This window comes from Roseateles sp. DB2 (genome assembly GCF_051857535.1).
Taxonomy (GTDB): Bacteria; Pseudomonadota; Gammaproteobacteria; order Burkholderiales; family Burkholderiaceae_C; genus Roseateles_B.
Window position 1 is genome coordinate 313,660 of the sequence record NZ_JBPZGY010000004.1, and the last position, 13,833, is coordinate 327,492.

Consider the following 13,833-nt stretch of genomic DNA (forward strand, 5'->3'; position numbering starts at 1 on the left):
GCGCCTGTGCCTGTGCGACCCCATAGAATCCGGCCCACAGGGAGACCAGCGAAAGCAGGGCGCGCAGCGCCGGCCGCCGCCGACACATGCAGGCGCTCAGCAGCAGTAACAGGGCAATGACAAGAGCTTCCAACGCAGGACTACAGCGATACCGGGTCGTGCTGGCAGACGACCACGTGGTGTTCAGAGACGGTCTCAAGCTGATGCTGGGGACCTTGCCCGAGCTCGAGATTGTCGCGGAGCTGGCCGATCTCGAAACCCTCAAGAGCACCGTGCAGACCCTCAGTCCCGACCTGCTTGTGCTGGATTACCACATGCCCGGCGGGGACAGCGGTGCCACCCTGGCCTGGCTGCGCCAGCGCTACCCGTCAATGAAGCTGGTGATGCTCACGGGTGCGCAGTCGCCGCTGGTGCTGCGCCAACTGGTGGAACTGGGCGCGGACGGCGTGCTGCTCAAGCAGGGCAGCGGCAGCGAGATCGTGGGCGCCCTGCGGCAGGTGCTGGCCGGCCAGCGTGTGGTGGTGCCCGCCGTCCAGGCCCTGCTGGCCGAGGGCGATGTAGGGCTCACGCAGCGGGAGCTGCAGATCATCCAACTGGTGTGCGACGGCCTGTCCAACACGGCCATCGCCGAGCGGCTCCAGCTGTCACCCAAGACGGTGGACAAGCACCGCGAGAACCTCATGCGCAAGCTGGACGTGAGCAATGTGGCCCAGCTGATCAAGAAGGTGCTGAGCCTCAAGCTGCTGGACCTGGAGTCGCCCGGATCCTGACGCCCGCCGGGCAGGCGTCGCACGGCAGTCCGGGCGAGCAAGCTGGCGCACTTCCTGCTCGATGGTCATGCGCTCGATGCCCGAGAGGTACTCGACATGACCGCTCAGGGCCGGGTAACGCCAGGCCTGTAGCGCGTCTTCATTGGCGGCATGGCCTGGTGTTCCTGGATCCGGAAGATGCAGTCGAGAATTACCTGGGACTGCGCGGGCCGGAGCCCAGGGCAGACCACTGGGTCTGCTGCGCGACAGAGCCAAGGGGGGACGACAGCCAGGCGTCCGAGGCCTGGTCGGTGAACTCAGGGCCTGCCTGCGCGCCCCTGCCGCATCCCAGCTTGAACAAGCCCGGAACAAGACAGGGCAGGGGCGGGCGGTATCAAGCGATCAAACCCCAGACGTCAGGAAGGGGCCCCGTACCTCGAAGGTCATGCCACCGGAGCCGCTGCCCGTGGTGCCCCGTTGCGAGCTGAAGTACAGACGGGTGCCGTCCGGGCTGAAGGCAATGCCTGTGACTTCGGACGAGTTGTGCCCGACCAGTTGCAACACGGGGCTCACCTCGCGCCTCGCATTGATGACGCAGACCTGCAGGTCACCGCCGTCCTCGGCCACGTAGAGGTTGCCATCCTTGGCTCCCACGATGTTGTCGACGCCGCTGAGCACAGGGGTCGACGATGTCGAGGGGTCGTAGATGATGTCCAGTTGGTTGGTCGCCGTCTCCAGCGCCCAGACGCGGTTGTCGCCCTTGGTCGTGAAGTAGACGAAGCCGTTCTGGTACCAGATGCCTTCGCCGCCGTTGAACGATGAGCTGTTGCTGACCTGCTTGCGTGTGTAGTTGCTGCTGCTGGTGGGATTGGGGTTGGGGAGATCGATCCAGCTGACCGTGTAGTGCGGTTTGGTCCCGGAGCGACGCGCGACCTGCACCTTGCCAGCACTCAGGTCCCCGGGCGTCTTCGGGATGAAGCGGTACAGACGGCCATCGGACTTGTCCTCGGTCATGTAGACGTAGCCCGTCTTGATGTCGAAGGCCACCCCCTCGCGGTAGAACCAGCCCATGGCATTGCGTACCACCGGCGCCTTGAGGCCGGCCGGGTCGCACTCGATGGCGCGGCCATTCTCGACCTCTTCGCAGCTGATCCATGTGCCCCAGGGGCTCATGCCACCGGCGCAGTTGCGGCTGGTCCCCGTGCAGATGGCATAGGCGCGGGTGAGTGTGCCCAGGCTGTCAAACTCGATCACCGACACGCCGCCGCCCCGGCTGTCTACCTCGCTGTTGCCGATGTAGCGCCAGCCACCGCCGGCCACCGGCGCACAGGCGCCGCCATCCGGCGTCGAATGCCAGCGGTACCCTGTCGACGCCACGGACTGACCGCTGCGGGCGATGATGCGGGAGCTGAAGCCGACGGGCAGTCGCACGCCGTTGGCATCGGCCGCCTGCAAGGCCCCGAATCCCCCGGCAAAGGCCAGGGGCTGCAAACCCTCAGAGGTCTGAACCTGGGGCGGCACCGGCGGCAGATTGCTGATCCAGGCGTGACTGGCCCCCGTCGATACGAGGCCGGCTCCCACCAGCCCATTGCGCAGCAGCTCCCTGCGCTTGTCGTTGATCTTGTCCTGCTGCTTGCTCATCGTGTCTGTCTCCTATGGATTGATGGGTGCGTCGCCAATGAATTAGCTGCGCGCATGCAAGAACATCTGAAGAAGTTCTTGTCGAGCTGGCACCATAGAAATGACGGATGAATCGATCGTGAATTGGTGCCGGCAGCGCAGCGCCTGTGCTCCTTTACGACTTGCTGCTTCCCTGGATTGCAATTTGCTGGGGCCTGCGATAGCGATTGAAGTGCCGGGGCCTTGGCGGCGGTCAACAACGGCAGGGCCGAAGACTTGAAGGCAAGCATTCGGTGGCCCTCAAAGGGCTCCGGCCAGCTTCAGAAAAGGGGTGCAAGGTGGGGCTGGCGTCGTCCCGACCCCGCGCCATGCGCTGAGATCGCCGCGCCCTTGCGGCGGCGAAGCCCGCAGCGCAGGTCGCCAAGTGGCCTGGCTGACGCTGCGAAGGCAGAGCAGGCGCCGCGCAGCATGCCCCTATGCAAGCGTGTTTCACGGACGTCATCGACCACGCCGTGGATGATTGGCCCGGCCGTCAGCGAGTTGCTTCCCCCACGGGCCGCGGCCGGCATTGCGGTCGGCCATGCGGTTCAAGACCCACGCCTTGTTCTTCTCGAAGGGCTTGGCCCTTGAGACCCCCTCGGTGTAGCGCTTGATCAGCTCGCTCATCGTGGTCTTCGAACTGGCGGCGCAAAGCCGGCCAGGCCGGGTCCGATGTTCGTTTCGACCCGACGAGCCCAGGTCTCGGTGAGCGCCTTTGTCGCGAAGGTCCTGGTCTGTGTCGGGGCCCCTTGCGGCGCTCCTGGGCGTGCCATCTGCCGTTCAGCGGGATAATTGATGCCATCGCCTGCTCGGCCTCCCTGGAAAATTTGCAGCGAATTGCCGGTGTCATGGCGGCCATCGCACTGGCGTAGCACCCGGAAGGTGCATCCCAGGGGGAATGCGCGCATTTCCGTGCTACCGCGGACTCTAGAAAATGCCTGAAACCACTGACAAATCAACAGCTTGGAGCCCTTGGAGGCTGTCCGTTGCGCCCATGCTGGACTGGACCGATCGCCACTGCCGCTATTTCCACCGCCTGCTGACCCGCCAGACCTTGCTGTACACCGAGATGGTCACCACGGGCGCGCTGCTGCACGGCGACCAGCCGCGCCATCTGGACTTCAGCGAGGAGGAACACCCCGTCGCACTGCAGTTGGGTGGCAGCGAGCCGGCAGACCTGGCCGCCTGCGCAAAGCTGGCCGAGCGCTGGGGCTATGACGAGGTCAACCTCAACTGCGGCTGCCCCAGCGAACGCGTGCAGCGCGGTGCCTTCGGCGCCTGCCTGATGGCCGAGCCCGAGCTGGTGGCCGATGGGGTCAAGGCCATGCGGGACGCCGTCAGCATCCCGGTGACGGTCAAGCATCGCATCGGCATCGACAAGATCGAGAGCTACGAGTTCGTGCGTGACTTCGTCGGCCGCATTGCCGAGGCCGGCTGCGAGGTTTTCATCGTCCATGCCCGCAATGCCTGGCTCAAGGGCCTGTCGCCCAAGGAAAACCGCGAGGTCCCGCCGCTGCGCTACGCCCTGGTCCACCAGCTCAAGCGCGAGTTCCCGCAGCTCACCATCGTGATCAATGGCGGACTCAAGACGGACGAGGAGATCGCCGAGCAGCTGCAGCACGTCGATGGCGTCATGGTCGGCCGTCAGGCCTACCACGAACCCTGGCAGATGGCGGGCTGGGACCAGCGCTTCTTCGGTACCCCGGGTCCGGCGCTGAGCCGTGAGCAGGTCGAACAGGCCTGGGTGCAGTACCTGGAGCGCGTGGTCGAGGTGGGCCGCCCCTGGCCGCAGGCCATGCGCCATGCCCTGGGCCTCTACAACGGCCTGGGCGGGGCCCGCCGCTGGCGCCAGATCTGGTCCGACCACAAGCTCAAAGGCCTGCGCCCCGGCGAGGTGGCCCTGCAGGCCAGCCAGGCACGCTCGCAGCAGGCCGGCATGCGACCCGCCGGCTTGCTGGTGGCCTGAACGCGTCACACCATGGATGCCAGCCTCGCGAGTGAGGAGGGAGGCGGGCACGACAGCCTGCTGCCCTTGCTCCAATACCTCTGCTTCGACACGGCCATCGGCCTGTGCGGCCTGGCTTGGTCGGCCCAAGGGCTGGTTGGCTCACAGCTTCCCGAGGCCAGCCGCGGCGAGACGCGCGATCGCATGCGCCAGCGTTTCCCGACGGCGCAGAAAGCACGTGAGGGCGATGCCGTCCCCGTCTTTGTGCTGGACGCCATGGCCTGCGTGAAGGCCATGGCCAGTGCGCAGCCCGTGGCCGTCAACCAAGTGGTGCTGGACGAACGCGGGCTGACCCCCTTCCAGCGCGCCTTGTTCACCCTGGCACGGCAGATTCCTCAAGGCCAGACGCGCAGCTACGGCGAGCTGGCCACCCAGCTGAAGATGCCGGGCGGTGCGCGCGCGGTGGGCCAGGCCATGGGACAGAATCCCTTCGCGCCCATCGTGCCCTGCCATCGTGTGCTGCCCGCCGCGGCATCCAAGGCCGGCCTGGGCGGCTTCTCCGCCCACGGCGGCGCCGCGACCAAGGCCCGCTTGCTAGCCCTTGAAGCGCGCGCCACGGGGCAGTGGGTTGGACAGCAGGGCAGCCTGGACCTGGATCATTTCTGAACGCCGGTCGCCATCAGGCAGCTTGGCGAGGTGTGCCGTTCTGGCAAGCAGATTGATCTGGATAAAGGTTTCGCAATTGCGAATTGTTATCATTGCGCTTGCTAATCCAAGTGCAAAACATGCTTCTCCACGCCCAGACGCACCCTCAGCTTTCGTCAAAAAGCGCTGAAAACGCCAAAATTCCGCATGGAAATTCCTTTTTCCTGATGGCTTCGGCACTCTTGTTGAGTGCCGTCCTCAGTGCCTGTGGTGGCGGGAGCAGCAGTGATGCCGGTATCAGCCCTCTGCCTGCCGAAAGCGGCATGAGCAGCCGGGCTCAGCTGGGGGAGAAGATCTTCAAGGACGTCAGCTTGTCGGGGTCCGGCAAACAGGCCTGCATCAGCTGCCATGCACCGGAGACCGGCCATGCCGGCGCCCTCAACGGCAAGCCCACCGAGCCGGGCGGCCTGGCCCTGGAGCTGGAAGGGGGGCGCACTGCGCCGGGCCTGCGCTACCTGGCGAGCAACAAGGCCTTCGGCTTCGACAAGGAAGGCACGCCCAACGGTGGCTTCTTCTGGGATGGCCGCGCCACCAGCCTCATGGATCAGGCGGGCAAGCCCTTCTTCAATCCCAGGGAGATGGCCAATGCCAGCGTCGAGGACCTGATCGCCCGCCTGGCCCGCGCGCCCTATGCCGCCGAGTTCCAGAAGGAGTTCGGCGCCGAGATCTTCAAGAACCCGGCCGACGCCCTGCAGCGCGTGCAACTGGCTCTGCAGGCCTATCAGTTGGAGGACACCGACTTCCGCCCCTACAGCAGCAAGTACGACGAGTTCCTGCGCGGCCGCACGACCCTGAGCGAGCAGGAGCTGCGTGGCCTGGCCCTGTTCAACGCCAAGGACAAGGGCAACTGCGCCGCCTGCCATCCTTCCGCCAAGGGTGCCGACGGCAGCTTCCCGCTCTTCACCGACTTCAGCTACGACGCCCTGGGCGTGCCGCGCAACACCGCCCTGGCCCAGAACGCCGATCCGGCCTTCTTCGACCTCGGCCTGTGCGCCCGCGAGGGCGGCGATCTGCTGGCGCGCCAGGACCTCTGCGGCGCCTTCAAGGTGCCCTCGCTGCGCAATGTGGCCCAGCGCAAGGCCTACTTCCACAACGGGCGCTTCAGCAGCCTGCGCGAGGTCGTGAGCTTCTACGTGCAGCGCGATGTCTACCCCGAGAAGTGGTACCCGCGCCTGGCCGACGGCAGCATCGACAAGTTCAACGACCTGCCCCCAGCCCTGCGGCGCAACGTCAACACCAGCGAAGGCCCCTACAACCGCAAGCCTGGCGACGCGCCAGCACTCAGTGACTCCGAGATCGACGATGTGGTCGCCTTCCTTCGCGCGCTCAGTGACGGCTACGTCCGCTGACCGCTGCCCAAGCTTTTCAGAACCTTCCGCGAGCTTCCTCTCATGAACAAGAAGACCCTGCCTCTGCTCAGCACCCTGAGCCTCAGCCTGATGCTGGCCCTGCAGCCCGCCCAGGCCCAGACCACCACCGAGCAGGAGCTGCTGCGCCGCGTGGATCAACTGGCCGCGGAGCTGAACAAGCTGCGTGCCGAGCTGGCCCAGGTCCAGCAGCAGCGCGCGGCCGAGACCGCCAAGCCTGCGGCCGCATCGGCGGTGCCGGCATCTGTGCTGGCCGAAGTGGAGCGTCCCGCCGCTACGCCGGCCACCGTGCTGAGCGGCTATACCGAACTGAACTACAACCGCCCCACCAGCAACAGCAAGGACGCGCAGGCCGACCTGCGCCGCCTGGTCCTGGGCTACCAGCACCGCTTCGACGAGAAGACCAAGGTCGTGACCGAGATCGAGGTGGAGCACGCCGTGGCCTCGGCCGATGACGCCGGTGAGGTGGCCATCGAGCAGGCCTATGTCGAGCACCAGTTCCATCCCAACTGGGCAGTGCGCGGTGGCCTGTTCCTCGTGCCCATGGGTCTGATCAACGAGAACCACGAGCCCACCGCCTACTACGGCGTGGAGCGCAACTTCGTCGAGACGGCCATCATCCCCAGCACCTGGCGTGAAGGCGGCATCCAGCTGGTGGGCCAGCTGGACAGCGGCTGGACGCTGCAGGGCGGTATCGCCACCGGCTTCGACCTGAACAAGTGGGACGCCAGCAGCAGCGAGGGCCGCGAGTCCCCGCTGGGCGCCATCCACCAGGAGATGGCCCTGGCGCGCTCACGCGACCTGTCCTTCTTCGCGGCGGCCAACTACCGCGGCATCCCCGGCCTGCTGCTGGGCGCTTCGGTCTTCACCGGCCAGGCCACGCACAAGCAGCAGGCCAGCGAGTCCCGCATCACCCTGTGGGACCTGCACGCCCGTTGGACGCCGGGCGCCTGGGACCTCTCGGCCCTCTACAGCCGCGGCAGCATCTCCAACACCGCGGCGCTGAACCTGCCCCTGGTGGGCGGCGACAGCCTCATTCCCTCGCGCTTTGACGGCGCCTATGTCCAGGCCGCCTACAAGCTGTGGGAGCAGGGCAGCTATGTGCTCAAGCCCTTCGTGCGCTGGGAGCGCTTCAACACCGCGGCGGCCTATGCCGACCTGGGCGCGGGCCTCACGCCAGAGGTGCCGGCGGCCGAGCAGGTTTACACCCTGGGCGCCAACTTCGAGTTCGCGCCGGGCGTGGTGTTCAAGGCCGATGTGCAGCGCTTCAAGCAGAACAAGGATCTGAACCGCCTCAACCTCGGCCTGGGCTGGAGCTTCTGATGCGCCTGAGCCTGGCCGCCACCGCCGCGCTGGCCCTGGCCCCTGCCGGGGCCTTTGCCGTGGACTACATGACGGCCGAGGCGGCGTCCCGGCTGATGTTTGCCGAGGCCGACCGCTTCGAGCTTCGTGACTGGCAGCTGGACGCCGCGCAGGCCCAGGCCATCGCGGCCCTGGGCGTCAAGCCGCGCAGCGCACAGTGGAAGCTGCGCCTGGCCTTCAGAGGCAAGGAGCTGCTGGGCGTGGTGGTCGCGGACGAGGTGCTGGGCAAGTTCGAGCTGATCAGCTATGCCGTGGGCATAGGCGCAGACGGCAAGGTGCGTGGCGTGGAGATCCTGTCCTACCGCGAAAGCCATGGCCACGAGGTCCGCACGCCGGCCTGGCGCAAGCAGTTCCTGGGCAAGGCTCAGGGCGCGCCGCTGAAGCTGGGCGAGGACATCGCCAACATCTCTGGCGCGACGCTCTCCTGCGGCCATGTGACCGAGGGCGTGAAGCGCATCGTGGCGGTCATCGAACAGGCGCGGCGCAGCGGTGTGCTCAGCTGAGACGGGGCTGCTGCGCCGGGCCCGGCCTGCCTTGGGCACCGTGGTCGAGTTGGCCCTGCGCCATCCCGACTCGCGGCAAGGCGCGCAATGCCTGGAGGAGACCTTCGCCTTGCTGGAGCGCCTGGAAGGCCTGCTGAGCCGTTTCCGGCCAGAGGCCGACATTGCCCGCTTCAATGCCCTGCCCGGGGGCGAGGGCCTGGCCCTGCAGCCCGCCACGCAGCGGGTGATGGCCGTGGCGGCCTGGCTGCAGCGGCGCAGCGGCGGCCGCTTCGATCCCACGCTGGGCAGCGGTGCGCAAGCCTGGCAGCTGCGCGGCGGTGTTCTGCACAAGATGCAGAACGGCGTCCAACTGGACCTGGGCGGCATTGCCAAGGGCTTTGTCGTCGACCGCCTGCTGGCGCGGCTGCGTCGCAGCGGCGCGTCCTGGGGCAGTGTCAATGCTGGCGGCGATCTTCGCGTATTCGGCCCCGAGCCGGTGCCTCTACTCCTGCGGGACGAATCCCGCGGCGGCCTGCGCGAGTTCGGCCAACTGGCCGATGGCGCCTTTGCCAGCAGCCATTACGCGCCGGGCAGCCGCAGCCAGCTCCACGGCCTGGACCCCGAGTATGACGTGCAGGTGGCTGTGGCCGCGCCCTCCGCCCTGTGGGCCGACGCCCTGTGCAAGCTGGCCGCCCTGGGCGCACTGGCCGGGCCCGGCTCTAAGGGAGAATCCGCGTTGCTCACGCGTCTGAAGGCCCGGGTCTGGATCTGGCAGCGCTGAGCGGCCCCGTATCTGTCCCTGTCCTTCATGCGCGCTCCTCTGCTCAAACTGCCAGGCTGGCACAAACGCTGGCTCTACGCCTGCTTCGCCGTCCTGGCGGGCTCAGGCCTGGCCTGGCTGCTGCTGCACTACGGGCGCGATGCCGACACCCTGCCGCTGCCTGCCGAGGCCTGGGTCCTGCGTATCCATGGCCTGGCCAGCATGGCGGGGCTGATGGGTCTGGGCATGGTGGCAGGCAGCCATGTGCCGGCGGGCTGGCGGATCAGCGCCCAGGCCGGGCGCCTGGGGCAGCGCCGCAGCGGCCTGTGGCTCAGTGCGGTGCTGATGGCCGTGGTGCTGACAGCCTATGGGCTGCTCTACTTGGTTCCAGAGGCCTGGCATGAGGCCACGGGCTGGCTGCATGCCGGGCTGGCGGCCAGCCTGGCCCTGCTGTGGGCCTGGCACCGCCCGCGACGCCACCGCGCCGGCCGCTGATCAGTCCCAGGGCGCCGGCTCTTCGCTGCCGCCGGACGCCAGAGCCGCTGTGGCAGGCGAAGCGGAGGAAGCCGGCAATGCTGCGTCCTTCTGCAGCTGCAGGCTCACGCCCTGCAGGGCGGCTGCGGCGAAGTCGTGCTCGCCTCCCAGCCCGTAGATCAGGTCCGGCAGCAGCTGCGAGAGCTCGCCGGTGGCCAGGGCGGCATCGGCGTCGAAGGCCTCGTCCTTGCTGGGCTTGTCCCGGCCTTCGAAGACGATGTCCAGAAAGGCGATCTTCTTGATGGACAGGGTGTCCGTCAGCAGGAAGGAGACCCGGTCGCGCCAGGTCAGGGCCAGCTTGGTGGGGCGCTTGCCGGCGGCCAGGTGCTGGCGCACTTCTTCGATGTCCAGGGGGTGTCGGGCGTAGCGCACCACGGACTTCATCTCGTCTTCGCTCTTGAGCTCGCACTCGCGGTCCACGGTGAAGCCAGCCGGGGGCACGCCGTCCGAGAGCCAGGCGGCCATGCAGGCGGCGGGCGTCTCGGCCGTCTGCAGCAGCTGCACGACCAGGCTGGGCAGGCACTTGACCAGCAGGGTGATGAGCTCGTCGGCCTTGCTGACGGAGCCGGCGTCCACCATCAGCAGTCGCTGCCTGGTGTCGATCCAGACGCGCGTGGCGCCTTGCTTGGTGAACGCTTGGGGCAGCAGCTCCTGCGTGACCTGCTCCTTGAGCTCGTTCTTGACCTTCTTGCCGGGCTTGCGGCCGGTTTCCTGCTCGATGCGCTCGCAGAGTTCGTCGACCTTGCGACGCACCACCGAGCCGGGCAGCACGCGCTGCTCGACCTGCAGCTTCAGCAGCCAGTGACCGCCTACGTCCTCGATCAGCGGGGCATGCGCGAGGCCGCGCGGCGAGACCCAGCCCGCCGACAGCGGCTGCGTGGCACCGCAGGGCACGAAGCGCTCGGGCTCCAGGGCCTCTTCGATCTCCTCGATCGTGGCCTGCCATTCAGGCGCGATGCGGTACAGCAGGAGATTCTTGAACACGGACGACCTCTCTCAAGCAAAAACGCCCCGGCGGGGCGTTCATCGATTCATTCCCAGGGCCGCTCAGGGCGGCCGACCGGATGGCATTGTCGCTCAGCCGGGCTGCGGATCCGCCTGGGGCCGGCCCCCTTTACAAGCCGTGGCAAATGGGGGCACCGCCGAGGCTCAGGTGCCAGCAGCGCCGGCCTGGGCGTCCTCGGCAGCGATCTGCCGCAAGGCTTGGGCGAAGACCTCGGGCGGCTGGCCACCCTGCAGCAGGTAGCGCTCGTTGATCACCAGGGCCGGCACGGAGTGGATGCCCTGCGCGTGCCAGAGCGACTCTTGTTCGCGCACGGCAGCGGCATGGGCGTCGCTGTCCAGCACGGCCTCGGCGGCGGTGCGGTCCAGCCCGGCGCTTTCTGCTGCAGCCAGCAGCACCTCGCGGGCGCCCGGGTTGCGTCCCTCGGTGAAGTAGGCGGTGAACAGGGCCAGCTTGAGCGCCTTCTGCTTCGCCAGGTCGGTCTCGCCGGCCCAGTGCAGCAGACGGTGGGCATCGAAGGTGTTGTAGATGCGGTCCCGCGCGCCCTTGGTGAAGGTGAAACCCAGGGCCGCGCCGCGCTGGCGGATCTGCTCGCGGGTCTGCTCCAGCTGGGCCGGGCTGGCGCCGTACTTGCGGGCCAGGTGGGCGTTGATCTCCTCGCCCTCGGCCGGCATTTGCGGGTTCAGCTCGAAGGGCTGGAAGCGGATCTCGGCCTGCACTTCGGGCACCTGGCTCAGGGCCTGTTCCAGGGACTTGAGCCCGATGGCGCACCAGGGGCAGGAGACGTCGGAGACGAAATCGATCTTGAGCATGAGCGGCATGGTAGTGCGGCAGGCCGCGGCTTGCTGCCGCAGGGACATTGCCGCGCCTGAGGCTGGCTTCAGCAGCGGTAGCCCAGCTTGGTCAGCCAGTGCAGGGCGTCTGCCAGATCGGCGCAGTCGCGGCGGTCCACACGCTTGGAGGTCTCGCGGCGCAGACCCTCGGCCATGGTCGCATGCAGGGTCGTGGGCATGGCGACGGCATAGGCCTGCAGGCCATGGTCTACCGCCTTCAGGAAGAAGTCCAGCCAGTCCCTCAATGCCTCGGGCGTGGCCCCTTCCCAGGCTTCGAAGAGACCCACCATGGCCCAGGGTCCCGCATGCCGGGTCCACAGCGCACTGGCGTCGCGATGCAGGGCCCGTATGGCGACCTCATTCCAGACGCCCTCGTACTGGATCACGAGCACATCGCCTTGCCATCGCAGGTGATAGGTGCCGTGCTGATTCCAGTCCATGGAGTGTTCCGCGTGATGCTTCCCTGGCAGTGTAGAAGGCCTGGGAATCGATTTCATGTCCCGGATCAGAGCTTGCGCTCGCTGGGGCCGGCCCAGAAGAACCATTCGGTCCCGACGGCTGCCTTCTCGTCCGGGAACACCAGACGGCCGTCGCCGGGGGCCCGTACGGCCTGCCCGTCGTGCCGCCAGCCGATGCATTCACCGGCATGCACGCGCTCGAAATTCCGCCAGGGCCGGGCGAAGCGGTCCTGCGGGTGGAGGCGGTCGAAGACCTCCCGCATGTGCAGCAGTTCCGGGGCAGGCTGAGGCTCGAAGGGGCGGGCGGCGATCATGCCCAGAAGGGCCAGGGCCCGCAGCACAGCGTCATAGGCGAAGTCGGCGGCGGCCGGGTCCTGGTGCTGCCCGCATTCAAGGGTGACGCCGTAGCCGCCGGCACGCCGCATGGCTTCGGTCGTGCCGATGGCCAGGCGGATGTCGGCTGGATCCGCACCCCGCTGTGCCAGCCCGCGCGCATAGCAGCTCATCCAGCCTTCGACCACGCGAGGAGCCCCTAGCGCCCTGGCCAGACGGGATTCTGCTTCGGCACGGGTGAAGGGCTCGACAGGCCCGTCGTTGTCACGCGGGCCTAGCATGACGAAGGGCTCGCCCTCGCCCTGGAAGGAGTGCAGGTCCAGCAGCACGTCGTGCGAGGCCAGCAGCGCGCACAGCAGGTTGCCGATGCGGTCCTCATAGTTCAGGGGCTGCGGCCTGGGCTGCAGCTCGCGGTTGAGGTTGCGCTCGCCCTGGCGCTGCTGCCGCCGGTAGGCCAGGGGATTGGCGATGGGCAGCAGGGTCAGCTGGCCGCGGCACAGGACCAGCGGACCCCGGTCCAGCGCGTTCACCAGCCGCGACAGCGCGCGGGCACCGCAGGTCTCGTTGCCGTGCACCGCGGCCGACACCAGCAGGCGCGGACCCGGCTCCAGTGCGAGGTACTGATGCAGGCGCAAATGCCCCAGGGGCACGTCCTGCGGGCGCGGGAGTTCCATGCCGGCTGCTTCTCAGGCCAGGCTGAGGCGCTCAGCGGCACCGGCCATGCGCGGTGGCAGGTCGTCCTGCTCGCGGCCGGCCAGCCAGCGGGTGAGGCGGTACAGCGTGGCAAAGCCGAAGGCGGGCGGGGCGGTGCCGGCACCGGCGATCATCTCGCCGCCACGGCGCACGTTGTCCGCCATCCACGCTGGCAGGCGCAGGTGGTAGGGATTGCGGGCGACCTCGCCAACATGGCGCGACAGGGCCTGCACCAGGCGTGCCAGGTCTTGCCTGGAACTCTCCACCATCAGATTGGCGCCGGACTGCGGGGCCCAGTACTCGGTCTGGGCCACCAGGCCGTTGTAGCCCGCGGCCTGCAGGGCATCCAGGGCCAGGCGGTGCACGCCCATGTGAGTGGCGATGCCATCACCCTCGTGCGGCAGCAGCACCAGGGCCGGCTGCTCGCGGCGCAGCAGGGCGGCGGCCTTGTCGACATGGGCCTGCCACAGGGCTGGCTGGGCGATGGGGGTATCTGGCCGCACCTGCTCCAGGCCGCCTTCGGCCAGCTGCAGGGTTTCGAAGTCCAGCAGCTCGCAGGCCTGGCGCAGTTCCTGCCAGCGCGGCTGGCGCCGGGCCTGGTTGCTGCCCAGGGTCACGGCCACATTGCAGATCCGCCAGTGCGACTCGCGCCGCAGCCGCAGGGGCAAGGCGCCGACGATGCATTCGTCATCCGGATGCGGCGAGAAGACCAGGGCCAGCGGCGTATGCCCCCGGCGCTTGCGGGCGGGCGAGGCCTCATCGCAGGGAGGGAGCTGCATCAGGCGGGCCCAGTCGTTCACCCAGTCCAGCCAGGCGGCGAGTTCGTGGGCCCGGTCAGCCTCAGTGACGGGCAGCCGGCCCTGCTGGGCATCTTCGGCTTCGAGGGCTGGGGTGCGGGGAGGGTACATCGAGAGAACAGCGGCGACGGTCCGGGCAATGGTAGGGCATGG

At 68.0% G+C, this 13,833-nt stretch carries 15 protein-coding genes; 8 read left to right on the plus strand and 7 right to left on the minus strand.

The features are described 5' to 3' along the window. Nucleotides 1–116 precede the first annotated feature (116 nt). Nucleotides 117–770 (plus strand): LuxR C-terminal-related transcriptional regulator, encoded by a 654-nt coding sequence (locus ACS5PK_RS08740; RefSeq protein WP_439439848.1) that lies wholly within the window; start codon nucleotides 117–119, stop codon nucleotides 768–770. Between the two features lie 381 nt (nucleotides 771–1,151). On the opposite strand, the gene ACS5PK_RS08745 is transcribed toward ACS5PK_RS08740, so the two are convergent. Continuing rightward, nucleotides 1,152–2,390, minus strand: a complete 1,239-nt coding sequence (locus tag ACS5PK_RS08745; RefSeq protein ID WP_439439849.1) for an alkaline phosphatase PhoX — start codon at nucleotides 2,388–2,390, stop codon at nucleotides 1,152–1,154. 477 nt (nucleotides 2,391–2,867) lie between these two features. Continuing rightward, nucleotides 2,868–3,035 (minus strand): hypothetical protein, encoded by a 168-nt coding sequence (locus tag ACS5PK_RS08750; RefSeq protein WP_439439850.1) that lies wholly within the window; start codon nucleotides 3,033–3,035, stop codon nucleotides 2,868–2,870. 367 nt (nucleotides 3,036–3,402) lie between these two features. On the opposite strand from ACS5PK_RS08750, the gene dusA reads away from it, so the two are divergent. The 7 genes from dusA (at nucleotide 3,403) to ACS5PK_RS08785 (ending at nucleotide 9,524) form a co-directional block, all read left to right on the plus strand. Further along, on the plus strand, nucleotides 3,403–4,374 hold the full coding sequence (gene dusA / locus ACS5PK_RS08755) for a tRNA dihydrouridine(20/20a) synthase DusA (protein ID WP_439439851.1): 972 nt from the start codon (nucleotides 3,403–3,405) through the stop codon (nucleotides 4,372–4,374). Between the two features lie 12 nt (nucleotides 4,375–4,386). Then, a complete protein-coding gene (locus ACS5PK_RS08760; protein WP_439439852.1) occupies nucleotides 4,387–5,019 on the plus strand; it encodes a methylated-DNA--[protein]-cysteine S-methyltransferase in 633 nt (210 codons plus the stop codon). Nucleotides 5,020–5,321: 302 nt separating this feature from the next. Continuing rightward, nucleotides 5,322–6,407 carry a cytochrome-c peroxidase gene (locus tag ACS5PK_RS08765; protein ID WP_439439853.1) on the plus strand — a complete coding sequence of 362 codons (1,086 nt, stop codon included), beginning with the start codon at nucleotides 5,322–5,324 and terminating at the stop codon, nucleotides 6,405–6,407. A gap of 42 nt (nucleotides 6,408–6,449) precedes the next feature. Beyond that, nucleotides 6,450–7,748, plus strand: a complete 1,299-nt coding sequence (locus tag ACS5PK_RS08770; protein WP_439439854.1) for a hypothetical protein — start codon at nucleotides 6,450–6,452, stop codon at nucleotides 7,746–7,748. Next, nucleotides 7,748–8,290, plus strand: coding sequence for an FMN-binding protein (locus tag ACS5PK_RS08775; RefSeq protein WP_439439855.1), 543 nt, complete (start codon nucleotides 7,748–7,750; stop codon nucleotides 8,288–8,290). Before ACS5PK_RS08770 ends, ACS5PK_RS08775 begins: the two co-directional genes overlap by 1 nt. Then, entirely contained in the window at nucleotides 8,277–9,050 is a 774-nt protein-coding gene (locus ACS5PK_RS08780) for an FAD:protein FMN transferase (RefSeq protein WP_439439856.1), read from the plus strand. Before ACS5PK_RS08775 ends, ACS5PK_RS08780 begins: the two co-directional genes overlap by 14 nt. A gap of 27 nt (nucleotides 9,051–9,077) precedes the next feature. Continuing rightward, a complete protein-coding gene (locus ACS5PK_RS08785; RefSeq protein WP_439439857.1) occupies nucleotides 9,078–9,524 on the plus strand; it encodes a hypothetical protein in 447 nt (148 codons plus the stop codon). Here ACS5PK_RS08785 and ACS5PK_RS08790 read toward each other — a convergent pair whose 3' ends face one another. The 5 genes from ACS5PK_RS08790 to ACS5PK_RS08810 all read right to left on the minus strand — a co-directional run bounded on the left by ACS5PK_RS08790 (nucleotide 9,525) and on the right by ACS5PK_RS08810 (nucleotide 13,791). After that, nucleotides 9,525–10,547 (minus strand): recombination-associated protein RdgC, encoded by a 1,023-nt coding sequence (locus ACS5PK_RS08790; protein WP_439439858.1) that lies wholly within the window; start codon nucleotides 10,545–10,547, stop codon nucleotides 9,525–9,527. A gap of 165 nt (nucleotides 10,548–10,712) precedes the next feature. After that, nucleotides 10,713–11,387 (minus strand): DsbA family oxidoreductase, encoded by a 675-nt coding sequence (locus tag ACS5PK_RS08795; RefSeq protein ID WP_439439859.1) that lies wholly within the window; start codon nucleotides 11,385–11,387, stop codon nucleotides 10,713–10,715. Between the two features lie 59 nt (nucleotides 11,388–11,446). Then, the gene (locus ACS5PK_RS08800; RefSeq protein ID WP_439439860.1) at nucleotides 11,447–11,839 is read right to left on the minus strand and encodes a hypothetical protein; all 393 of its coding nucleotides are present in this window, start codon (nucleotides 11,837–11,839) and stop codon (nucleotides 11,447–11,449) included. Nucleotides 11,840–11,904: 65 nt separating this feature from the next. Further along, the gene (locus tag ACS5PK_RS08805) at nucleotides 11,905–12,864 is read right to left on the minus strand and encodes a succinylglutamate desuccinylase/aspartoacylase family protein (protein ID WP_439439861.1); all 960 of its coding nucleotides are present in this window, start codon (nucleotides 12,862–12,864) and stop codon (nucleotides 11,905–11,907) included. Nucleotides 12,865–12,876: 12 nt separating this feature from the next. Continuing rightward, nucleotides 12,877–13,791: a PIG-L deacetylase family protein gene (locus ACS5PK_RS08810; protein WP_439439862.1), complete on the minus strand. Its 915-nt coding sequence runs from the start codon at nucleotides 13,789–13,791 to the stop codon at nucleotides 12,877–12,879. Between the last annotated feature and the right edge of the window lie 42 nt (nucleotides 13,792–13,833).